The organism is Nonomuraea sp. NPDC049486, assembly GCF_040676925.1.
GTDB lineage: Bacteria > Actinomycetota > Actinomycetes > Streptosporangiales > Streptosporangiaceae > Nonomuraea > Nonomuraea ferruginea.
In genome coordinates this window covers 399,657-422,131 of record NZ_JBFAPV010000001.1, presented here as the reverse complement: position 1 = coordinate 422,131, position 22,475 = coordinate 399,657, and the positions used below count along the sequence as shown (strand labels likewise).

Sequence of the window (22,475 nt, the reverse complement as noted above, 5' to 3'; positions counted from 1 at the left end):
AGCTTGCACGGGCACCATCATGCCCGCCGCAGCGGGAGCCGGAGGAGAGACTCGAGTTCCAGGATGGTGGTGTCCGGTTCGCGGTGGTGGATGCCGGCGATGCCGAGCGCGCGGGCGGCCACGATGTTGGCCTCGATGTCGTCGATGAACACGCACGACTCGCCCGGCTGCCCGATCAGGTCCAGCGCGTGGTGGAAGATGCGCGGCTCGGGCTTGCGCATGCCCACCTCGCCGGAGATGACGACCGCGTCGAAGACCTCGTCCCAGCCGTCGCGCTCGTAGGTGTTGGACCAGGAGTTGGACAGCAGGCACGTCTTGACGCCGTGCCCGCGCACCTCGCGCAGCATGTCGTACATGGCCTCGGCCCGTTCGAACCCGGCGAACATGCGCGTCAGCAGGCCCTCGGCCACGGGCGGCATGCCGTCGAGCGTCAGCAGGCGGGCCGCCAGGTCGCGCTCGAAGGCGGCCCCGTCGAGCTCACCGCGCTCCAGGGCGTGGATCGCGTTCTCCTCGTCCTCCCCGCTGTAGGCGACCTCGACCAGCTCGCGCATGACCGCACGGTAGTGCTCACCGTCGATGCGGTCGGCGTCGATCCACTTGGCGATGGAGTCGGCCATGCTGGTGGTCAGCACACCACCCCAGTCGATCAGCACCCCGGTGACCACACTGCCTCCTCCTCACGGAAATCAGGTTAAAGAGTAAAGGGTCCGGCGCCGCCGTCAGCGCACGCGGGCGGCCAGCCTGCGGTGCTCGGCCGAGCGCACCACCTCGGCCGCCTTCTCCGCCGAGACGACGGGCGGCTCGCCGAGCAGGCCGCGCTCCTTCTTGAGCGTGAGGAGCCTGGTGACCGACTCGTCCAGCCGGGCCTTGGAGACGCGGCCCGACTCGACCGCCTTCAGCACCGCCTGATACTGCTTCGGCAGGTCGTTCGGCATCAGCAGCAGGTCGGCGCCGGCCAGCACGGCGCGGACCGCGACCTCGCCGTCGTCGTACTTCACCCGGGCTCCGGCCATGTTGAGCGCGTCGGTGGAGATGACGCCCTTGAAGCCGAGCTCCTTCCTCAGCAGCCCGGTCAGGATCGGCTTGGACAGCGTGGCCGGGTCGCCCGACGGGTCCAGCTTGGGGAACACGATGTGCGCGGTCATGATCGCGTCGACCCCGGCGGCGATGGCGGCCTTGAACGGCGGCGCGTCCAGGCGCTCCCACTGGGCCCTGGTGTGCTTGATCACCGGCAGGCCGGTGTGGCTGTCGATGCGGGTGTCGCCGTGGCCGGGGAAGTGCTTGGCGGTGGCGGCCACCCCGGCGGCCTCGAAGCCCTTGACGGCGGCCCCGACCATCTTGGCCACCTCGCCGGGCCGGTTCCCGTACGCGCGCTCGCCGATCACCGGGTTCTTCGGATCGATGTTGACGTCGGCCACCGGCGCGAAGTCGAGGTTGACGCCGAGAGCCCGCAGCTCCTCGCCGGTGGCCTGGGCCACCTCCCGCGCCACCGAGGGCTTGCCGGTGGCGCCGATCCTGGCGGCGCCGGGGAAGCGGGTCATCACCGCGGACATCCGCGACACCAGGCCGTTCTCCTGGTCGGTGCCGATCAGCAGCGGGAGGTCGGCGGACTTCTGCAGCCCGTTGGTCAGCCCGACCACCTGGCCGACGCTCTTGACGTTGGCCGGGAACAGGATGACGCCGCCCAGATGGTATTTGGCGACGACCTTCTCCGGGGTCTGGGCGCCGTAGCGGGCCTGGTTCTCGCCGGAGACGGTGTCGGCGGCGGTGCCGTAGACGACCGGCATGAACAGCTGGCCGACCTTCTCCCGCACGCTCATCCCGGCCAGCGCCCGCTTGACGGGGTCGGCGGCCGGGGCGGCTCTGGACCCGGTGGCGGTGGGCTCGGTGGCGGTGGGCTCGGCGGGCCGGCCGGTGGCTTCGGTGGCGGGACTCGCCTCGGACGCGGGCGGCTTCGCGGCGGGGGCGACGTCCGCCGCCCCGCCGCCGCATGCCGTGAGTGCCACCGCCAGGAGACTCGCCGTACCGATCCGTCGCAACATGGATCCCACGCTATCCATGACCGGCGGATGCGCCGTCCCCTTTTTCCACTGGACCGCCAGGGACGGGGGTCAGGGGGTCGAGGCGATGTCCGCGAGCCGGTCGAGGATCTCCTCCGACCCGTCGCCCTCCGCCCTGATGACGATCTCTTCGCCCTTGCGGACGTCGAGCGCCATGATCTGCAGGATGCTCTTGCCGTTGATCGGATCGCCGCCCGACGACCGCGCCACCGTGACGTCCATCGGTGCCTTCATCGCCATCTGCACGAACGTGGCCGCCGGGCGGGCATGCAACCCCACCTCCGCGGCCACGGTCGCCTTCCGTTCGCCCATGGGCTCCTCCTTCTTCTCCGGTCCGGACCAGCCGGACCCCTGTCGCGTCACGTCCATTGGAACAGCTCGTCGCCGGCCCGTACCGTGCCTTCGGCCAGAGCCGTCACCGCCGAGTCGAGCGCGTCCAGCGCCACCACGGGGCAGACAGGCGAGCGCCCGCCCGCCTCGATCTCGGTGGGATCCCAGGCCACGACGGGCTGGCCGGCGCTCACCCGGTCGCCTTCCGCCGCGAGCAACCGGAACCCCCTCCCCTTGAGCTGCACCGTGTCGATGCCCAGATGCACCAGCACGCCCCTGCCGTCATCGCCCACGATGACGTACGCGTGCGGATGCAGTTTCATGATTTTTCCAGTGATGGGGGCGACTGCCTCGCCCGGCCCCCTGCTGGGGTCGATCGCCGTCCCCGGCCCCACCATGCCGGCCGAGAACACCGGGTCGGGCACGGCGGCCAGCCCCACCGCCGCGCCCTCCACCGGGGCGAGAACAGTCGTCATGGCCCCGCCCTCTAGCCGATGATGTCCTCGATGTCGCTCGCGATCGTGTCCGCCTCCGGGCCGACGACGACCTGGATCACGTTGCCCGCCGCCATCACGCCGTGGGCGCCCGCGGCCCTGAGCGCGGCCTGGTCGACCTTGGACGTGTCGTGCACCTCCGTGCGCAGGCGGGTGATGCAGGGTTCGATGTCGATGATGTTGCCGGCTCCGCCCAGGCCGGCGATGAGCGCGTTCACGTCCGCCGCCATCAGGCCCTCCTCGTCCGTGGCTGTGCGACCAGGCTACTCAGGCGCCGGGTTCAGTCGGTCTGGGTGACCTTGTTCAGGCCGCGCGGCGCGTCAGGGTCGATGCCCAGCCGCCGGGCGAGCGCCTCGGTGAGCAGCTGCCCCGGCACGATGAGGCCCATCGGGGCCACCCATTCGGGCAGGTCGGGGCCGTTCATCGCGGCCGTGCCGGCCGCGGCGAGCGCCCTGCCGCCGCCGATCGTGTACGCCGCCGCGCCCGCAGAGACGACCCGCTCGGCCAGCGCCACCGTGCCCTGGAGCGTGGGGCCGCTCTCGGCGGCGACGAGCAGCGCCGGGGTGGCGTGGTCGACCACGGCGATCGGGCCGTGCAGCAGGTCGGCGTACGACAGGCCCATGGCGTGCAGGTAGCACGCCTCCTTGAGCTTCAGCGCGGTCTCCAGCGCGGTGGAGAAGGCCAGGCCGCGGCCGGAGACGACCACGCCGTGCTTGTCCGCGAGCCCGTCCACGACGGCGTCCACGTCACCGGGCTCGGCGATCAGCTTCTCCACGGCCTCGGGCACCCGCAGCAGGTCGGCCCGGTCCACGTCGGCGCCGAGCCCGATCGCCAGCACGGCCAGCGCGGCGAGCTGGGTGGTGTAGGTCTTGGTGGCGGGAACCGCCTCCTCCGTCCCCGCGACCGTGCACAGCGCCAGGTCGGCGGCCTGGGCGAGCGGGCTGTCCGGGCCGCCGTTGGTGACCCCGACGGTGGCGGCCCCGCAGTCCTTCGCCCAGGCCAGCGTCTCCACGATCTCTTCCGTACGGCCCGACTGGGAGATCGCGACGGCCAGCACGCCCTCCAGGTCGAGCTTGCGGCGGTAGGTGGTGGCGATGGACGGCGCGGCGAGCGCGGACAGCCGCCCGGCGTGGGATTCCACCAGATAGCGGCCGTAGACTGCGGCGTTGTCGGAGGTGCCACGTGCGACGAACAACAACTGCCGGGTCCGCTCACCCAGCGCCCGCACCTCGTCGATCCTGGGCAGCAGGGAGTCGATCGTGGCCCGCAGCGCCTCGGGCTGCTCGGCGATCTCGCTGCGCATCTTGGTCATCTGGGGGCTCATTCCTCGGGGAGTTAGCGTTCCGGACTTGACCCTGTTTCAAGACATGTGGTCTAGTCCGGACTAGACCAGTGAGAACCATAACCCATCAGACTGGCCCGAGCGAAGGGAGGATCCCGTGGCCCACATCGACCCGGACAGCCCGGTGCCCAAGTACTTCCAGCTCCGCGAGATCCTGCTCGACCTCATCGACAGCGACGAGCTGAGCATCGGCGCCGCGATCCCGTCCGAGCGCGAGCTCTGCCAGCGCTTCGGCCTGTCGCGGATGACCGTGCGGCAGGCGGTCGACCATCTGGTCTCCGAGGGCCGCCTGCACCGGGTGCCGGGCAAGGGCACGTTCGTCGCCCGGCCCAAGATCGAGCTGGCCCTGCAGCTCACGTCGTTCACCGAGGACATGCGTGCCAGGGGCATGGCGCCCGGCTCGCGCGACCTCGACCGGCGCACCATGCGCGCCAGCGCCCACCTGGCCAAGGAGCTGGGCATCCAGCCGGGCGAGGAGGTCCACTTCATCGAACGGCTGCGCACCGCCGACAGCGAACCGCTGTCGATCGAGCGCGCGCACATCCCGGTCAAGCTCGCCCCCGACCTGGCCGACCACGACCTGACCGGCAGATCGCTGTACGAGCTCCTGGAGAGCCGCTACGGGCTGGTCATGGACGCGGGCGAACTGACCATAGACGGGGGGATAGCCGATCCGAGCGACGCCGACCTGCTCAAACTTCCCCGCGGCGGCGCCGTGCTGCTGCTCCAGCGCAGGTCGTTCTCCGGAGGCGTCTGCGCCGAGCTGGGCGTGTCCACCTACCGGGCGGACCGCTACCAGCTGCGCACCCTACTCGAAATGCCCGCAAGACGGGGTTGAGGGCCCGACCCGGAGGAACACCCGGTGAACGAGACCACCGCCGCCCGGCCTTCGCCGTTCTCACGCCTGATGAACGTGCTGCAGAGGCTGGGCCGCTCGCTCATGCTGCCCATCGCCGCCCTCCCCGCGGCCGCCCTGCTGCTCCGCTTCGGCCAGCCCGACATGCTGGGCGCCAACGGCGCCGAGCCCGGCGGGCTCGCCGACGTGGCGGGCTTCGCCTGGATGACCGAGGTCGCGGCCGTGCTGGCGGCGGCCGGCGAGGCGCTGTTCGAGAACCTCCCGCTGCTGTTCGCGGTGGGCGTGGCCATCGGCTTCGCGCGCAAGTCCGACGGCACGACGGCGCTCGCCGCCGTGGTCGGCTACCTGGTGTTCGACCGGGTGAGCAAGGTGATGTTCGCCGGTTCGGCCATCCGCGAGACCGTGACCCTGCGGCAGGCCGCGGACCAGGGCGTCATCGAGATCATCAACCACGGCATGCAGAACCCCACCAAGGTGCTCGGCGGCATCCTGATAGGGCTGGTCACCGCGCTGCTCTGGCAGCGCTTCCACCGGATCAAGCTGCCGTCGTGGCTGGCGTTCTTCGGCGGGCGGCGGTTCGTGCCCATTCTCACCGCCTTCGTGGCGCTCGGGCTCGGCGTGCTCATCGGCTGGGTGTGGCCGATTCTCGGCGAGTGGATCGGCCACGCCGGGGAGGCGCTGACCACCCTCGGGCCGCTCGGCACCGGCCTGTACGGGCTGATCAACCGGCTGCTCATCCCGCTCGGGCTGCACCACTTCGTCAACTCGATCGTCTGGCACGTGGTGCCCACCTGCGAGGTGGACGGGCGGGTGCTCGGCGGCGACTGGAACTGCTACTTCGGCGGCGCCCCGGAGTCGGGGCAGTTCATGGCCGGGTTCTTCCCCGTCATGATGTTCGCGCTGCCGGCCGCCGCGCTGGCCATGTGGCGGGCCGCGCCCCCGCACCGGCGGGCCACGGTGGGCGGCATCATGCTGTCGGCGGCGCTGGCCTCGTTCGTCACCGGCATCACCGAGCCGATCGAGTTCGCGTTCATCTTCGTCGCGCCGCTGCTGCTGGCCGTGCACGCCGTGCTCACCGGGCTGGCCATGGCGCTGACCACGCTGATCGGCGGGCAGCTCGGCTTCGGCTTCTCGGCCGGGCTGCTCGACATGCTGCTCAACGCCAGCAAGTCCAACACCCAGAACCTGCCGGGCATCCTCCTGCTCGGGGTGGCGTACGGGGCGGTCTACTACGTGGTGTTCAGCTTCCTCATCAGACGGCTGAACATCATGACCCCGGGCCGCGAGCCGGAACCGGACGTGGACTCGGGCGAGGCCACCCCTATTCGGTCGTGACATCGCGGCGTGGCCGAGGGTCCGCAACCCGGACGCGGCCACCCCAACTCGCACTGACCTTCTTCGCCATCCTCCGCGAACCAGGGCATGGATCGGGGAAGTTGGCGTGCCGTGTATCCCGGGGCCCGGCCGGAACCTCTTAGTACCGTCTCTCACCAGGAACGCCCCCCGGAGGCTCCCGATGTCGCCCTCTCCCCAGGTCCACGGCTCGCTCGCGCTCGACACACCCCTCGTCTGGGGCCCGCCCGGCGCGCTCCCGGACGAGCGCCGGCTGCGCCACCTCGGCCAGGCGCTCGCCGAGGTCCTCTCCGGCCGCCGGCCCCCGGAGACGGTCGCCGACCGCCTCACCGACCAGGCCTACCGCGAGCTCGTACGGGCCGGTCGCATGCTCGACACCCGTCGCCCGCCCTTCGTCGGCGTCCCCCACGTCAAGGAGCCCAGCGACGGCGTGGTGGAGATGTGCCTCCTGGTCCACTGCGGCGAGCGCGACCGCGTCCTGGCCCTGCGCCTGGAACGCAGGGGCGTGCAGTGGCTCTGCACGGACTTCGAGACCGCCTGACGGCAAGCCGGCTCCAACCGAGATCCCAGTCGCCCAGGAGATCGTGTCGCGGGGGATGCGCGGTTCGTGACCCGCGAGACGGAGCTCACCTGGAACAAGACGGGGCCCCAGGGTGCGACGGGTCCCGCCGGACCTCAGGGTGAGCAGGGTGTTCCGGGGATGGGCGGCCCGACGCCTCCGACAGCCACCGGACGTTCCTCACGCTGAAGACCGGCTGCTCCACCCTGATCGTGCGGCGGGTTTCGGAATCCGCCACCACCCACCTCTGAGCCGGACGCACGAGGACCCCCCGCCCGTCCGCCGGGCGAGGGGTCCTTGTGTCACGCGTCAGTTGCCGGCGTTCTTCGGGTCGCCGTGGCAGCGCTTGTACTTCTTGCCCGAGCCGCACGGGCAGGGGGCGTTGCGCTCGACGTTGCCGTAGGCGGCGCGCTCGGCCGAGGTGGTGCGGACGCGGGTGTGCTCCACGTCGCCCTGCTCGCCGGGAGCGGTGTACTCCAGCTCCGCCGGGCGGTCGGGACCGCGGAGGCCGCGCGCGATGATGGAGCGCGTCTCGGCCAGCACCGGGTCTTCCTGCTCCTCGACGATGGGGTTCTCCTGAACCTCCACCTCCAGGTTGAACAGGAAGCCTACGGAGTCCTCCTTGATGCCCTCGAGCATCGCGTTGAACATCTCGAAGCCCTCGCGCTGGTACTCGATCTGCGGATCCTTCTGCGCGTAGGCCCGCATGCCGATGCCCTCGCGCAGGTAGTCCATCTCGTAGAGGTGCTCGCGCCACTTGCGGTCGAGGACGGACAGGATGACGCGCCGCTCGAGGTCGCGGGTCGCCTCGGCGCCCCACTCCTCCTCGCGCCTGGCGTACGCCTCCAGCGCGTCGGCCTTGACCCGCTCCCTGATCAGGTCGTCGGTGACGTTCTCCTGACCACCGGCCTCCTCCAGGAGGTCCTCAAGCTTGACGGAGATCGGGTAGAGGCCGGCGAACGCCTTCCACAGCTTCTCGAGGTCCCACTCCTCGGAGAACCCGTCGGAGGTGGCGCCGTCGACGTAGCCGTCGACGACGTTGCCGATGAAGCCGCGCACCTGCTCGTGCAGGTCGGCGCCCTCCAGCACGCGCCGGCGCTCGGCGTAGATCACCTTGCGCTGGCGGTTCATCACCTCGTCGTACTTGAGAACTTCCTTGCGGATCTCGAAGTTCTGCTGCTCGACCTGGTGCTGGGCGGAGGCGATGGCCTTGGAGACGATGCCGGACTCGATCGGCTGCTCGTCGGGGATGTTGAGGCGCGTCATGATCGCCTCGACCCTGACCGAGTTGAACAGGCGCATCAGGTCGTCGCCGAGCGACAGGTAGAAGCGGGACTCGCCCGGGTCGCCCTGGCGGCCGGAGCGACCGCGGAGCTGGTTGTCGATGCGGCGCGACTCGTGGCGCTCGGTGCCCAGCACGTAGAGGCCGCCCAGCTCGGTGACCTCGTCGTGCTCGGCCTTCACCGCGGCCTTGGCCTTCTCCAGCGCCTCGGGGTAGGCCTTCTCGTATTCCTCGGGCGTCTCGACCGGGTCGAGACCGCGCTGGCGCAGCTCCTGGTCGGCGCGGAACTCGGGGTTGCCGCCGAGCATGATGTCGGTGCCTCGACCGGCCATGTTGGTGGCGACGGTGACGGCGCCCTTGCGGCCCGCCTCGGCGATGATCGACGCCTCACGCGCGTGGTTCTTCGCGTTGAGGACCTCGTGCGTGACGCCTCGGCGCCTGAGCGCCTTGGACAGCCGCTCCGACTTCTCGACCGAGGTGGTGCCGACGAGGACGGGCTGGCCGTGCTCGTGGCGCTCCTTGATGTCGTCGACCACCGCGTTGAACTTGGCGTCCTCGGTCTTGTAGACGACGTCGGCCTGGTCCTTGCGGACCATCGGCCGGTTGGTCGGGATGGGGACCACGCCGAGTTTGTAGGTCTGGTGGAACTCGTTGGCCTCGGTGGTCGCCGTGCCGGTCATGCCGGCGAGCTTGGTGTAGAGGCGGAAGTAGTTCTGCAGGGTGATCGTGGCGAGAGTCTGGTTCTCGTCCTTGATCTTCACGCCTTCTTTGGCCTCGATGGCCTGGTGCATGCCCTCGTTGTAGCGGCGACCGTGGAGGACGCGGCCGGTGAACTCGTCGACGATGAGGACCTCGCCGTCGGTGACGATGTAGTCCTTGTCCTTCTTGAACAGCTCCTTGGCCTTCAGGGCGTTGTTCAGGAAGCCGACCAGGTGGGTGTGCTCGGCCTTGTAGAGGTTGTCGATGCCGAGCCAGTCCTCGACCTTCTCGACGCCGGACTCGAGGATGCCGACCGTGCGCTTCTTCTCGTCGACGATGTAGTCGCCGGTGCTCTCCTCGCCGGGGTTCTTCGCCTCGACGCCGCGGCGGAGGCGCGGGACGATCTTGGCGAACTCCTGGTACCACTTCCCGGACTGCTCGCCCGGGCCGGAGATGATCAGCGGGGTCCTGGCCTCGTCGATGAGGATCGAGTCGACCTCGTCGACGACGGCGTAGTTGTGGCCGCGCTGCACGCACTCGTCGAGCCCCCACGCCATGTTGTCGCGCAGGTAGTCGAAGCCGAACTCGTTGTTGGTGCCGTAGGTGATGTCGGCGAAGTACTGCTTGCGGCGCTCGTCGGGCGCCTGGCCGGACAGGATCACCCCGACCTCGAGACCGAGGAAGCGGTGGACGCGGCCCATGTTCTCGGCGTCGCGCTTGGCCAGGTAGTCGTTGACCGTGACGACGTGGACGCCCTTGCCGGACAGCGCGTTGAGATAGGCGGGGAGGGTGCAGGTGAGGGTCTTGCCCTCACCGGTCTTCATCTCCGAGATGTTGCCCATGTGGAGATTGGCGCCGCCCATGATCTGCACGTCGAAGTGGCGCTGACCGAGCACGCGGCGCGCGGCCTCGCGTACGGTGGCGAACGCTTCGGGAAGCAGGTCGTCGAGCGACTCGCCATCGGCATGGCGCTGCTTGAACTCGTCCGTCAGGGCGCGCAACTCCGCGTCGGACAGGCTCGTGAAGTCGTCCTCGATGGAGTTGACCTGGTCTGCGATCCGCTTGAGCTTACGCAGAGTCTTGCCCTCGCCGGCACGTAGGATCTTGTCGAGAATGGCTGCCACTTTATGTAAAGCTCCTCGCAGGTCTACCCCGGCGGCGCCGCCAGGAGGAGAGGCCGAGACAAACTTCCCCGCTGCCATCGTAGGCGGTTCTCCAACCAGACACAGCCACCGTGCCGACAAGGGCGCAGGACATGTCTGGGAGAATGTCAGGCGGGCTGATAGTACGCCGGTCAAAGGCCGGTTCGCCCCGATAACCGGGATATCCGGGCAAGGAGGGATTTGTCATGGTTGAGGGACAGAAGTCGGAGCAGACCGAGAATCTCGGTAGCCACGGCGGCCGCGCGTCCTCATGGCTGGCCGTGACGGTGATGCTGCTCGGCAGCGTCGTCGCCGGATTCGGCCTGACCATGGAGAACTGGATGGTCGTCTGGATCGGCGTCGGCCTGTTCGTGGTGGGCGGCATCCTCGCCCTCGTGTTCGACATCTTCACCGATGTGGTGATCGACGCACCCCGGGTGGGGCTGAACGCCGAAGACCACCGCTGACGTTTCCCCCTCGGAGCGGGCACCGTCGAGGCGGCCCCTCCGAGAAGCACCCCCGACGGCGACGGGTTCGTCCCATGATGAACGCGGGCCCGCTGACGGTAATTCCCGGGCCCCGTTCTGTCAGTGGCCGCGGCTAGCATTCCGGCCATGCTCCCCCGTACGGAATCGCGAACATGACCGAACTGACCGCCGACGAGGCGCGCCGGCTCATCCTGCGCGCCCAGGGGCTGCTCGGCTCCGACGGCCGTCAGGGCGGGGTGCAGGGCATGCTCCGCAGGCTCGGCGCCGTCCAGCTCGACACCATCTCGGTGCTCGCCCGCTCCCACGAGCTCGTCGCCTACGCCCGGCTCGGCGCCGTGGGCAGGCCCGCCGTCGAGCAGGCCTACTGGGACGCCCCTGCCCGCAGCTTCGAATACTGGTGCCACGCCGCCTGCATCCTGCCGATCGAGAACTGGCCCCTTTTCGCGTTCCGGCGGCGCGCCTACCGCGAGCGCCGCTTCCGCTGGCACGAGGTGCCCGACAGCGTCGACAAGCTGCTCCAGCAGGTGCGCGACCACGGCCCGCTCACCACCGCCGACGTCGGCGGGGCCAAGAACGGCGGCCCGTGGTGGGACTGGTCCGACTCCAAGATCGGCCTGGAGTGGCTGCTCGACATCGGCGAGGTGGTCTGCACCCGCCGGGTGGGCTGGCGCAGGGTCTACGACCTGGCCGAGCGCGTGGTGCCCGCCGGCCTGCTGGCCGAGGACCTCACCGACGAGGAGTGCGTCGTGCGGCTCGCGGGCATCGCGGGCCGGTCACTCGGGGTCGCCACGCGGGCCGACCTGATCGACTTCCTCCGCCTCAAGGGGCGTTCCGCCGCGATCCTCGACGAGGCCCTCGCGAGCGGCGCCGCCGGGCTGACGCCGGTGCGCGTCGCCGGCTGGCCCGCCGTCAGGGCCGGCCGCAACGGCTCGGCGCCCGGAGCCGTGCCCAACGCCTGGGCCGACCCGGCCGCGCTGGAGTCGGAGCCGCGCGGACGCCACCGCACGACCCTGGTCTCGCCGTTCGACTCGCTGATCTGGCACCGCGGCCGCACCGAGCGCGTCTTCGGCTTCGCCTACCAGCTTGAGCTGTACGTGCCGAAGCACAAGCGGGTCCACGGCTACTTCACGATGCCGGTGCTGGCCGGCGGCCGCCTGATCGGCAGGGTGGACCCGGCGCGCGAGGGCACCACGCTGGTGGCCAGGAAGGTCAGCCTGGAGCCGGGCCTGACCAGCGCCCGCTGGGTCGAGGCGATGGGCGACGCGCTCCGATCGGCCGCCACCTGGGTCGGCTGCGACACCGTACGCGTCGAACGCGCCGACCCACCCGAGCTCGCCGAGGCACTCAACACGACCCTGGCCCGCTGATTCCCAGGTCGGCGAGCCACCCCTCGCGGGACCGTGGCCCGCTGAGGTTCCCGGACCGGCGAGCCGTCCGTCCCAGGACCCTAGCCCGCTGACTTGCCCAGGTCGGCGAGCCGCCCTTCGCGGGACCTTGGCCCACTGAGGTTCCCCGGCCGGCGAGCCGCCCCTCCCGGGACCCTGGCCCGCTGAGTTTCCCGGACCGGCGAGCCGCCGGGCCCGAACCCGCCTTGGCCCGCCCTCCCTCAGGGGAAGGGGCGGGCGGGGCTAGGGCGGATCAGGTGATCTCCAGCATGCGCTCGCGGACCGCGTACACCACGGCCTCCATGCGCGAGTGCAGTTGCAGCTTGTCCAGGATGTTGCGGACGTGGTTCTTCACCGTGTTCTCGGAGATGAACAGCTGCTTGGCGATCTCCCGGTTGTTCATGCCCTTGGCGACGAGCCGCAGGACCTCCATCTCGCGCTCCGTCAGCCGCGGGACCGGCACCTGCGGCGGGCGTTCGGTCTCCTTGCGGCTCATGCTGGCGAACTCGTTGATGAGCTTGGCCGCCATGGCCGGGTTGATCAGCGACTGCCCCTCGTGGACGCCGCGGACCGCCGCGGGCACGTCGTTGATCTGGACGTCCTTGAGGAGGTAGCCGGTCGCGCCGGCCTTGATGGCCTCGAAGAGGTCTTCTTCCTCGTCGCTCACCGTCAGCATGATGATGCGGGTGCTCGGCACCGAGGCCTTGATGCCCTTGGTCGCCTCGATGCCGTCCTGCCGCGGCATGCGCACATCCATCAACGCCACGTCGGGCATGAGGCGATCGGCCAGCTCGACCGCCTCCTGACCGTCGCTCGCTTCCCCGACCACCTCGATGTCAGGCTCCGCGGCCAGCGCCAGGGCCAGGCTGCGCCTGATCAGCTCGTGATCGTCCACGATCAGCACGCGGATCGGCTCGCCGCCGGAGGGGCGCGCCTCGCCGGACTCCGTCACAAGGCCTCCTTGATGCGCCTCGCGACCGTCGTGTCTCCGGTTCGCTCGCTCGTCCTCGCCTGACTGAGCTCGCTCACGTCTCCTCCTCGTCGGGGGCCAGAGCCGTCGAACCGCCATGATCGCACGTGTGCCGCGGTTCTCGGGTGGTCGAGAAGATCTTTCCGGCGGCCGTCAGGGCTCTACGAGCCGCAGCACACCGTAGTTGTACCCACGCCGGTTGTAGACGACGGATGGCAGGCCGCTCTCCTTGTCACGGAACAGATAGAAGTCGTGTCCGACCAGCTCCATCTCGAGGAGGGCCTGGTCGATGGTCATGGGCTCTGCTTTGTGGTGCTTCTCCCGGACGATCAGAGGGCCTTCGCCGTCCATCTGGATGGGGACGATGTCGTCGTACTGCTTGTCTTCCGGCAGCCGATCCTCCTCGGGCTCGGCCTCCTCGCGGGCGGGCTCGACCTTGGACGGCGCGGGCGCGGCCAGGTCGGGCATCGTGGCGGTGATCTCCGCCATGGACGGCTGCTTGTGGTTGCCGTGATGGATCTTGCGCCGGTCGGCCAGCCGCCTGAGGCGGCCCTCCAGCTTGTCCATCGCGATGTCCAGAGCGGCGAAACGATCGTCGGCGCTGGCCTCCGCGCGGATGGCGGGGCCGCGGGTGTGAATGGTCAGCTCGACCCGCTCTCGCTGATCGGCCGCGCGCACGTTGCGCTCCTTCGACACCTCCACATCGACTCGGATGAGTTTGTTGTCCAGACGCTCGATCCTGGCCAGCTTGGTTGTCACCTGGTCTCGGAACCGATCACTCACTCCCGTGTGCCGGCCCTTGACGATGATGTCCATGCAACAGCCCCCCTTCGTCTAACGACTGAGATAGAGCGCCCGACGACTCGCGTGGTGCCGGGCAGGGTTTTCTGCTGTCCGCCTGTCCTTCAGGGTTACCCTCCTCCGACGCCTCGTCACCGGGAACGCGGGTGGCACCCGTCCGGCCGACCTGGTCTTCGACCCCACATCCGCCTGCTGAGGGTTTCGCAGCTCTGATGCCACTACCGCCCTTCTCTCCTGGCGGGGGACATCTGGACCCCCGGGGAGGCAGGACTTACCCCTAAGCCGCACCGTGATCGGACGACGAAAAGTCGCCTTACGTGGGCCGTTTCGCCTGCGGCTGGCATCGGCTAGCGGAGCCGGGAGCCCCGGCTCTGCGCAACCACGGACCCGAACGGGTGCCATGTTCAGAACGCTATCCGGATCGGCGGCGAATGTCAGCCGGAGGAAGCTCCAAAGGATCACTTTCCGTGATTTTCGCGCGGGGTTACGGGCCGGCTGAATGCCCCGTTTGGTCCCACGGCACCCCTTACAGGACAGGGCGGCAAGCCTTCTGAGCTGCCTCACCTGGCGCTTCCCGCTACGGACATGTGGCCCTCCGGAAGGCAACACACCTGGGCCTTTCTTTACTGACTGTCACCGTGACCATTTCGTGAGATCCGGCGTGTCGCGGCGACGGTGACGGCCAGCGGCACCGTCGCCCCCACCGCCCGCAGCGCCCTCGCGGCGTCCGCGAGCGTGGCTCCCGTCGTGACGACATCATCCACGACGACCACCCGGGCACGATCGAACACACCCCCGGCCCTCCGCACGAAGCCTGCGGAACTCCCACGTACGCGGACACCACCCCTCCCTGCGACCCGCAGATCATGGACACCTCCTCTCTCTGCGACCGACAGATCGTGGGCACGTCCTCCTCCTGCGACCGACAGATCGAGGGCACCTCCTCTCCCTGCGGCCCACAGATCGTGGACCCCTCCTCTCCCTGCGACTTCGAGATCGCGGACAGCGCTCTCAGATACGGAGAAGGACCCGGCCAGGTTCGACACCCGGTCGGCGGAGCTCAGGCCCGACTGGTCGGCCACCTTCCGGCGCTGCCGCAGCGCGGGCCAGAGCGTGACGGCCATCCCCCGTCCGCGCAGCCGGCGCACCACCCGCTCCGCCAGCGCGCCCACGTGGTCGTGACCCCGCCCCTTGACGGCCGCCCGCCCACTGGGCACCGGCACCACGATCACCCCCTCCCCTCCCAGAAGAAGCCCGCACTCCCCCACCCCACGAAGCCCCACCGACGACCGAGCGCTCCCCCGTCCACGAAACCTCTCCACAGCGCCCTCAGCGCCCTCCTGCGGCGACCGGAGGGCCGCCACGAGGGCGAAGGCCAGAAGGTCGGCGAGGGCCGCCGCCAGGGCCGCCTCACCCCGTTCCTTGTAGGCGATGACGGCCTTGCGCACCACGCCCCCGTACGGAGAAGCGGACCAGCACACGGGAAGCCCATCGGGACACGGCGCGGGCATCCGGCGAGAGGGCACCACCACACCCGCCAGACACTCCTCGCACAGACGCACCCCCGGAGCGCCACAGCCAAGACAGGGCTGCGGCAGCACGACATCAAGCAGACCGGCGAACACGGCCCCAGCATGCCGTCGCCCACCGACACTTTCGGTAGCCGAACAAGCACCCAGAGACGCCACCTGTCACGAGACTCTCTACGGAACTACGGCGAGCTGAGCGGGCCGTCAGGCACGCCTATCGGCGCCCAGCCCGAGGGGGTTCCCAAAAGGATTTTCGCTTTTGGATCTTTCGTTTGAACCCAAGACGCTGACCGAGCGTGCGTCCCTCGGGCCCGCACAGAAAAGATCAAGAGAGGCGCGTGCCTCTGCGCTCGCGCCGCGAGAAATTCGGGCTCGCGCCCCAGGAAGCTTCGCACCCGCGCCCGCAAGAGACGCCCGGCGCACGCCCCAAGAAGCTTCACGCCCACGCCCCAAAAGACATCCGGCTCACGCCCCACAAGGCTTCGCACCCGCGCCCGCGAGAGACGTCCAGCTGCGCCCCAGGAAGCTTCACGCCCGCGCCCCCGAAAGACTTCCCGCTAACGCCCCACAAAGCATCGCGCCCGCGCCCGCGAGAGACGTCCAGCTGGCGCCCCACAAAGCTTCGCATCCGCGCCCGCAAGAGACGCCCGGCTCGCGCCGCAAGAAGCTTCGCGCCGCACCAAAGGACTTCCGCTCACGCTCCAGGAAACTTCACGCCCGCGCCCCAAGAAACCTCCGGCTCGCGCCCCAAGCACCTTCCGGCTCGTGGTTGAGGCGGCCAAACCAATCGAGAGCCGCCGGAGCGATCCCCCGAAGTCAGCCCAGGGCGAAGATCGGCTGGTCGACGGCGGTGGCGGGCTTCGGGGTCCAGGTTTGTTTGTCGCGGCTGTATTCGAGGATCTCGTTGCTGTCCTCGGTGGTCGCCAGGATCGCGTCGCCCAGGGCGGCCAGGCGCTCCAGCCGCTTGCTGGTGGTCGGGAGCTGGGTGGTCTCCCCGTCGCCGACGTTGATCTCCTTGACGACCTGGCCCGCCTTGGTCTGGACGAGGACCAGGAGGTGGCCGCCGTCGCTCCAGGCGATGTCCACGATCTCGTCGCCGCCCGAGACCGTGGTCAGCGTCTCGAAGTTGCTCAGCATGGCGTTCCCGCCGCCGCCCGTGAGCGCGCCGACCTGGACCCGGTTGTCGCCGATCTCGACCGCGACGCGGACCCCGTTGCGCGCCATCCGCAGCGAGGTGACGTTCAGTCCCTGGAGGGCGGGCGCGGCGACGCGTTCGGGCCCCCGGCCGACGACCGGGTGGGAGCGGATGACCTCGCCGTTCTGCCGGTCGAACGTCCACAGGCTGCCGTCGCGGTGCCAGGACGGGTCGGTGAGGTCGGCGCCGGGGATGGACTCCTGCCAGCGGCCGTCGGGCGAGTGCCGGGTCACCCAGATGCCGCCCGCCGCGGACCTGGCGGCGATCCGGTCGCGGTCCTTGGAGACGGCGAAGCCGGTGTAGCCCTGGCTGGGCTGCCCGGCGGGGCCGGTCACGGGGTGGCCCTCGCCGTCGCTGCCCAGCACGAAGACCGCGCCGCCGCTGCTGTAGAACACCTGCTTGTCCTCGCTGCCCAGCCAGCTTTCCGGCAGGTTGGCCGGCACGGTGAGCGGGCCGGAGGAGAAGAACTGCTCGCCGTCGAGCAGCACCTCCAGGGTGCGGCCGTTGGCCAGGTTGTTGCTGCTCAGGCTGGCCCTGAGCTGGGCCTGCAGGCCCTGTGTGTAGGTGTCGAGCGGGTTGAACGGGCCGCCCATGTTGATCACCACCCGGTCCTCGGTGGACCGGATCCACCGCACTCTGGCGCCCTCCGGGAACTCGTTGCCGACCGCGCCCTGCAGCCCGCTGGTCGGCCCTTCGGCGAGGCGCTCGACGATGGTCTGGGCGAAGCTCTTGTCGGGGTCGACGCGCAGCCGCAGCCGGTCGACGACCAGCCGGTCGGGCTGCGGGTCGGCGCCGGAGCTGCCGTTGAGGTAGTAGAGGTTGGTGGGACGGTACGCGCGCCGCACGTCGGCGTCGGTGAGCAGCAGGCCCTGCTGCAACCCGTTGACCTTGAAGGCCCCGTTGGCGTCCTTGACCAGGGTGATCGGCCGGTTGATCTTGGGGTCGTCCGACGAGCCGACCGGCACGTACGTGTCGTCCTCGTTGATCTGCGCGATCTTGTTGCCCTGGATGGAGAGGACGGTCTCGTTCTTCTCCTTGTTCTCGACGAGCTCGCCGAACCGGAACGAGTTGTCGATCACCGTGATGGCGCCGTCGGGCTTCCAGACCCGCCTGGCCTCCTCGGTCAGGTACTTGGGCAGCACGGAGGGGTCGTCGTCGTAGGCGGCCATGGCGGCCAGCAGGCCCTCCACGACCTGCTGCGGCCCCCAGTCGGGCTGCGGCGCGACGGCGAGCATGCGCTGGAACGGCACGGTGACGGAGTCGCCGCTGCCCGCGTCGTCCACCGGGAACGGCCCGCCCACGGGGATGACCGCGCAGCCGGTGCCGGCCAGGAGCATGGTGAACGCGAAGGCGGCGGCGCCGCCCAGCCGCCTAATCCTCGTCATGGCCGCCCCCGTCTCCGGTGGCCGGCAGCAGGACCGGCGTCATCTGGCCGCGCCAGGTGCGGCGCATCTCGATCTCGGGCGGGACCAGCGACAGCGGGGAGCCCTTGAGGTCGGTGCCGGCCTTCCTGGGCAGGGTGAGCCGGAACTGCGAGCCCTCGCCCGGCTGGCCCCACGCCTGCAGCCAGCCGCCGTGCAGGCCGGCGTCCTCGCGGGAGATCGCCAGGCCGAGCCCGGTGCCGCCGATGGTCCTGGCCCGCGACGGGTCGGCCCGCCAGAACCGGTCGAACACCAGCGTGTCCTCGCCGGGTTTGAGCCCTATGCCGTGGTCGCGCACCGCGACCGCGACCGCGTCCCTGTCGGCGCCGACGGTGACCACGACGTCGCGGCCCTCGCCGTGCTCTATGGCGTTGAACAGCAGGTTGCGCAGGATGCGCTCGACCCGGCGGTTGTCGACCTCGGCCATGCACGGCTCGTTGGGCAACCGCAGCTCGAAGCGGGTGCTGTGGCGCTCGGCCAGCGCCTCGGAGTCGGCGATGGCGCGCAGCACCACGTCGCGGATGTCGACGGAGTCGAGGTCCAGGTCGGCGGCGCCGGCGTCGTACCGGCTGATCTCCAGCAGGTCGGCCAGCATCGACTCGAACCGTTCGAGCTGGGCCTGCATCAGCTCGGCCGAGCGCGAGGCCATCGGCTCGAAGTCCTCGCGCGCGTCGTACAGCAGGTCGGCGGCCATGCGGACGGTGGTGAGCGGGGTGCGCAGCTCGTGCGAGACGTCGGAGACGAACTGCCGCTGCACCTGCGACAGCTCCTCCAGCTGGTGGATCTTGAGCGCCAGGTTGGCGGCCATCTCGTTGAACGAGGTCGCGAGCCTCGCCAGGTCGTCCTCGCCGCGCACCTTGAGCCGCTCGTCGAGCTTCCCGGCGGCCAGCCGCTCGGCGGCCTGGCGGGCGAGCCTGACCGGCGTGACGACCTGGCGGGCCACGAGGTACGCGATGGCGGCGAGCAGCAGCACCAGCCCGAAGCCGACCACGACGATGGCCAGCCGGACGTTCGACAGCATCTGCTCTTCCTCGTCGAACGGGAAGAAGTGGTAGACCTCGTAGCTGCCGTTGACGTGGATGATGGCGCCGATGACGAGGGTCTGCCTGTGCTGGCTCTCGCCGGGCAGCCTGATCGGCTCGGTGTAGCGCTGCGGCCTGTCGATGAACTTCTCGGCCTGGCGGCGCAGCATCTGCTGCAGCGCCTCGGGGATGTTCTGCTGGTTGACGTTGCCCGACGCGCGGGACCGGCCGGGCTCGTCGACGTTGAGGATCAGCACCTCGTAGCGCTTCTTCCAGCCGTCCCTGCCGGTGCCGATGATGTTGTCCATCACCTCGTCGAGCGGGTCGGGCGGCACGCTCTTGCCGGGATCGGAGGACTTGGCCTGGTCGTCCTCGCGCCGGGTGAGGGCGTCGGCGATCTGCAGCCGGTCGGCGGCGGCCTCGCTGGCGGCGGACTGCTGCCGCCGCTCGATGACCGAGTTGTTGATCTGGTCGGACAGGAAGATGCCGAGCACCACCACGACGATCAGCGAGATGACCAGGGTGCTGGTCACGACCTGGAGCTGGAGCGAGCGCCGCCACAGCCGGCGCGCCCTGCCCGCCGCACGACGAGCCCGCCGCCGGATCCCGCCGAGTATCTGGCGGAGGGTCCGGCGGCGTGTGCGTCTCGTCTTGGCCGGGGGCATGGCGGGGAGAGCCGGGTCCCTAAGCGGGACCGGCCTTGTAGCCCACGCCGCGGACCGTCACCACGATCTCGGGGTGCTCGGGGTCCTTCTCGATCTTGGCGCGGAGGCGCTGCACGTGCACGTTGACCAGGCGGGTGTCGGCCGCGTGGCGGTAGCCCCAGACCTGCTCCAGCAGGACCTCGCGGGTGAAGACCTGGCGCGGCTTGCGGGCCAGGGCGACGAGCAGGTCGAACTCGAGCGGGGTGAGGTTGATGGTCTCGTCGCCGCGCTTGACCGAGTGTCCGGCCACGTCGATGGTGATGTCGCCGATCTGCAGGATCTCGGGGGTCGGCTCGTCGGTGCGGCGCAGCCTGGCCCGCACCCGGGCCACCAGCTCCTTCGGCTTGAAGGGCTTGACGATGTAGTCGTCGGCGCCCGACTCCAGCCCCAGCACCACGTCGATGGTGTCGCTCTTGGCCGTGAGCATGACGATCGGCACGCCGGACTCCGCCCTGATGCGGCGGGCGACGTCGATGCCGTCGGCGCCGGGCAGCATCAGGTCGAGCAGGACGAGATCGGGGCGCGTGTCGCGGAACGCGTCCAGCGCCTTGTCGCCGTCACTGACAAAGGATGGTTCGAAGCCCTCTCCGCGCAACACGATGCCGAGCATCTCGGCGAGAGCGGCATCGTCATCGACGACCAGCACGCGACCTTTCATGGCCCCTCATTCGTTCTACGCATTCTGGGACATACCTGCACGGTCGGTGAAGGTTACCCCCGCTCGGCCCATGAGTGTGACATGAGTCCCGCGAAAGGTCCGTATCAGGCTCGCGCCGCGACCGCTTTCTTCAGTCTGCGGTAACGGAAGGTCTTTCGGCCACCCTGGACGAGATCCGCCGCGCCGAAACGCGTGGAATGCGAGCCAAGATGCGGTCTTCTCGACGGCGCGACGCCACCCAGCCGCCCAGCGTGCCAGGATTGGGATATGTCAGACGGTCACGGTTCCGCGTCAGAGAGGCCTTCGGGCTGGGCAGCGGAGCAGCCCCCGCCCTACGGCGCGCCTCCGGCGTCGCCGTGGACCGCCCCCGGCAGCGAGCAGCCGCCGCCTTCCGGTCCTCCTCCCTACGAAGCCGGCCCTCAGTCCAGCGGGCAGCAGTCTTACGGGCCGCCCCACGGCCCCTACCCGCAGGGCCAGCCCTACGGGTACGGTCCCCACCCGCCCGCGCTGCGGCCCGGCATCATCCCCCTGCGCCCGCTCGCTCTGGGCGACATCTACGACGGCACCATCAAGCTCATCCGCTCCAACCCGAAGGCCGTGCTCGGGCTGTCGGCGGTCGCGGCGCTGCTCGCCGCCATCCCGCTGGCCGTCGGCCAGGGCTTCGTGTTCGGCGCCGTGGCCCCGTTGATGAACGACCCCGCCGCCCTCCAGGCCGAGGACCCGGCCGGCACCTACGGCATGCTCGGGGCCCAGTACGTCAGCGCCTTCGTCTCGTACGCGATCAGCTTCGTCGCGGTGACGGTGCTGACCGGGGTGCTGACGCGCATCCTCGGCCGGGCCGTGTTCGGCGGCAAGATCACCACTCAGGAGGCGTGGCAGACGACCAGGAGGCGGCTGCCCGCCCTGTTCGGCGTCGTCGGGCTGCTGGCCCTCATCATGCTGGCCCCGGTGGCCGTCATGGCCGCGGTGCTCGTGGTCGCCTTCGGCACCGTCGCCGGGGGCTCGCCCGAGGCGGCCGGCGGGCTGCTCCTGCTGTTCCTGCTGATGATCGTGCTCTACATCGGCTACGTGTTCTTCTTCCGCACGCGCTTCGCCTTCGCGCCCGCGGCCGTGGTGCTGGAGGGCAGGGGGCCTGTCGACGCGATGCGCCGCTCGTGGAACCTGGTGACCGGCGACTTCTGGCGCGTCCTCGGCATCCTGTTCCTGACCACGCTGGTGGTCGGGCTGATCGCCAGCATCCTCCAGGTGCCGTTCATGATCGTCGGGATGGTGATCGGGCTGGTGGGCAGCGGGTCGGTGGCGACGATCGTGATCGGTTCCATCCTGGTCGCCGTCGGCGGCACGCTCGGCGCCATGATCACCTACCCGTTCGAGGCGGGCGTCGCCGGGCTCCTGTACGCGGACCGCCGCATGCGGGGCGAGGCCTTCGACCTCGTCCTGCAGACGGCGGCCATCGAGCAGCAACGGCAGGGCTGGGTGCATTCGACGGCCGACGAGCTGTGGCACCCGTCCAACTCCGCCAAGTCGTGAGCCCGATCGGCAGGGACGAGGCGGCCGGGCGTGCGGCGCGCGAGCTCCTCGACCCTCAGTACGCTCGGGAGCCGCTGTTCGACCGGCTGCAGCGCTGGTTCTTCCAGTTCGTCAACGACCTGCTCGACACGGTGGCCGGTGGCGGCACCGCGGGCGGCGTGCTGGCGGCGATCGTCATCCTGCTGCTGCTCGTGGGCGTCGCGGCGCTGGTCGTCTGGCAGGTCCGCCGCGCCGGCCGGCGCAGGGCCGCCGCTCCCGGCGAGCTGTTCGACACTCGGCGGCTGACGGCGGCCGAGCACCGTGAGGCCGCCGAGCGGCTCGCCGCAGAAGGCCGGTGGACGGAGGCGATCCAGGAGCGGCTGCGCGCCATCGCCCGCGACCTGGAGGAGCGCGCCCTGGTCGACGGCATGCCGGGCCGCACCGCCGCCGAGCTCGCCGCCGAGGCCGGCCGGGCGCTCCCGCCGTTCGCCGCCGACCTGGCGGCGGCGGCCCGCTCCTTCGACGACGTCACCTACGGCGACGTCCGCGGCACCCCCGCGGCCTACGAGTCCATGAGCACGCTGGACACCCGCCTCGCGACCGCCCGCCCGGCCGCCCTGGGAGCCACCCCATGACCCTTCCCCCATCGCCCCCGCACGACCGCCCCGTCCAGACC

The 22,475-nt window shown here is 70.2% G+C and carries 20 protein-coding genes; 7 read left to right on the top strand and 13 right to left on the bottom strand.

Annotation, left to right across the window (positions count from 1 at the left end; translation table 11 throughout):
* Positions 1–17: 17 nt before the first annotated feature.
* The 6 genes from AB0K05_RS02020 to AB0K05_RS01995 all read right to left on the bottom strand — a co-directional run bounded on the left by AB0K05_RS02020 (position 18) and on the right by AB0K05_RS01995 (position 4,208).
* A complete protein-coding gene (locus tag AB0K05_RS02020) occupies positions 18–665 on the bottom strand; it encodes an HAD family phosphatase (RefSeq protein ID WP_271276704.1) in 648 nt (215 codons plus the stop codon).
* A gap of 54 nt (positions 666–719) precedes the next feature.
* Positions 720–2,042, bottom strand: a complete 1,323-nt coding sequence (gene nagZ, locus AB0K05_RS02015; protein WP_364225750.1) for a beta-N-acetylhexosaminidase — start codon at positions 2,040–2,042, stop codon at positions 720–722.
* 69 nt (positions 2,043–2,111) lie between these two features.
* Entirely contained in the window at positions 2,112–2,372 is a 261-nt protein-coding gene (locus AB0K05_RS02010; protein ID WP_148034208.1) for an HPr family phosphocarrier protein, read from the bottom strand.
* 47 nt (positions 2,373–2,419) lie between these two features.
* Positions 2,420–2,866, bottom strand: coding sequence for a PTS glucose transporter subunit IIA (locus tag AB0K05_RS02005; RefSeq protein ID WP_148034209.1), 447 nt, complete (start codon positions 2,864–2,866; stop codon positions 2,420–2,422).
* 11 nt (positions 2,867–2,877) lie between these two features.
* The gene (locus tag AB0K05_RS02000) at positions 2,878–3,114 is read right to left on the bottom strand and encodes a PTS glucose/sucrose transporter subunit IIB (RefSeq protein WP_148034210.1); all 237 of its coding nucleotides are present in this window, start codon (positions 3,112–3,114) and stop codon (positions 2,878–2,880) included.
* Between the two features lie 50 nt (positions 3,115–3,164).
* Positions 3,165–4,208, bottom strand: a complete 1,044-nt coding sequence (locus AB0K05_RS01995) for an SIS domain-containing protein (protein ID WP_271276702.1) — start codon at positions 4,206–4,208, stop codon at positions 3,165–3,167.
* A gap of 115 nt (positions 4,209–4,323) precedes the next feature.
* On the opposite strand from AB0K05_RS01995, the gene AB0K05_RS01990 reads away from it, so the two are divergent.
* The 3 genes from AB0K05_RS01990 to AB0K05_RS01980 all read left to right on the top strand — a co-directional run bounded on the left by AB0K05_RS01990 (position 4,324) and on the right by AB0K05_RS01980 (position 6,976).
* The gene (locus tag AB0K05_RS01990; RefSeq protein WP_364225744.1) at positions 4,324–5,064 is read left to right on the top strand and encodes a GntR family transcriptional regulator; all 741 of its coding nucleotides are present in this window, start codon (positions 4,324–4,326) and stop codon (positions 5,062–5,064) included.
* Positions 5,065–5,088: 24 nt separating this feature from the next.
* The gene (locus AB0K05_RS01985; RefSeq protein ID WP_308248799.1) at positions 5,089–6,417 is read left to right on the top strand and encodes a PTS transporter subunit EIIC; all 1,329 of its coding nucleotides are present in this window, start codon (positions 5,089–5,091) and stop codon (positions 6,415–6,417) included.
* Positions 6,418–6,598: 181 nt separating this feature from the next.
* Entirely contained in the window at positions 6,599–6,976 is a 378-nt protein-coding gene (locus AB0K05_RS01980) for an Rv3235 family protein (protein ID WP_364225741.1), read from the top strand.
* Between the two features lie 327 nt (positions 6,977–7,303).
* Here the strand turns inward: AB0K05_RS01980 and secA are convergent, their stop codons facing one another.
* The gene (gene secA, locus AB0K05_RS01975; RefSeq protein WP_219543558.1) at positions 7,304–10,099 is read right to left on the bottom strand and encodes a preprotein translocase subunit SecA; all 2,796 of its coding nucleotides are present in this window, start codon (positions 10,097–10,099) and stop codon (positions 7,304–7,306) included.
* A gap of 224 nt (positions 10,100–10,323) precedes the next feature.
* Here secA and AB0K05_RS01970 point away from each other — a divergent pair, with 224 nt between their 5' ends.
* Positions 10,324–10,584 (top strand): HGxxPAAW family protein, encoded by a 261-nt coding sequence (locus AB0K05_RS01970; protein ID WP_148034216.1) that lies wholly within the window; start codon positions 10,324–10,326, stop codon positions 10,582–10,584.
* 173 nt (positions 10,585–10,757) lie between these two features.
* A complete protein-coding gene (locus AB0K05_RS01965) occupies positions 10,758–11,972 on the top strand; it encodes a crosslink repair DNA glycosylase YcaQ family protein (RefSeq protein WP_364225736.1) in 1,215 nt (404 codons plus the stop codon).
* Between the two features lie 271 nt (positions 11,973–12,243).
* Here the strand turns inward: AB0K05_RS01965 and AB0K05_RS01960 are convergent, their stop codons facing one another.
* The 6 genes from AB0K05_RS01960 to mtrA form a co-directional block, all read right to left on the bottom strand.
* The gene (locus AB0K05_RS01960; protein ID WP_148034218.1) at positions 12,244–12,942 is read right to left on the bottom strand and encodes a response regulator transcription factor; all 699 of its coding nucleotides are present in this window, start codon (positions 12,940–12,942) and stop codon (positions 12,244–12,246) included.
* A gap of 171 nt (positions 12,943–13,113) precedes the next feature.
* Positions 13,114–13,776 (bottom strand): ribosome-associated translation inhibitor RaiA, encoded by a 663-nt coding sequence (raiA, locus tag AB0K05_RS01955; RefSeq protein ID WP_148034219.1) that lies wholly within the window; start codon positions 13,774–13,776, stop codon positions 13,114–13,116.
* Between the two features lie 608 nt (positions 13,777–14,384).
* Positions 14,385–15,209: a phosphoribosyltransferase family protein gene (locus AB0K05_RS01950; protein WP_271276697.1), complete on the bottom strand. Its 825-nt coding sequence runs from the start codon at positions 15,207–15,209 to the stop codon at positions 14,385–14,387.
* An 897-nt stretch (positions 15,210–16,106) separates the two neighbouring features.
* Entirely contained in the window at positions 16,107–17,870 is a 1,764-nt protein-coding gene (locus tag AB0K05_RS01945; protein WP_148034220.1) for an LpqB family beta-propeller domain-containing protein, read from the bottom strand.
* Positions 17,857–19,593, bottom strand: a complete 1,737-nt coding sequence (mtrB, locus tag AB0K05_RS01940) for an MtrAB system histidine kinase MtrB (protein ID WP_364225730.1) — start codon at positions 19,591–19,593, stop codon at positions 17,857–17,859. Before mtrB ends, AB0K05_RS01945 begins: the two co-directional genes overlap by 14 nt.
* 19 nt (positions 19,594–19,612) lie before the next feature.
* Complete coding sequence (gene mtrA / locus AB0K05_RS01935; protein WP_090763607.1) at positions 19,613–20,290, bottom strand: MtrAB system response regulator MtrA; 678 nt, start codon at positions 20,288–20,290, stop codon at positions 19,613–19,615.
* A gap of 267 nt (positions 20,291–20,557) precedes the next feature.
* Between mtrA and AB0K05_RS01930 the strand changes: the two genes are divergently transcribed.
* Both AB0K05_RS01930 and AB0K05_RS01925 read left to right on the top strand, forming a co-directional pair.
* Positions 20,558–21,820, top strand: coding sequence for a glycerophosphoryl diester phosphodiesterase membrane domain-containing protein (locus AB0K05_RS01930; protein WP_364225727.1), 1,263 nt, complete (start codon positions 20,558–20,560; stop codon positions 21,818–21,820).
* Positions 21,817–22,434 (top strand): DUF4129 domain-containing protein, encoded by a 618-nt coding sequence (locus AB0K05_RS01925; RefSeq protein WP_148034223.1) that lies wholly within the window; start codon positions 21,817–21,819, stop codon positions 22,432–22,434. Before AB0K05_RS01930 ends, AB0K05_RS01925 begins: the two co-directional genes overlap by 4 nt.
* Positions 22,435–22,475 lie beyond the last annotated feature (41 nt).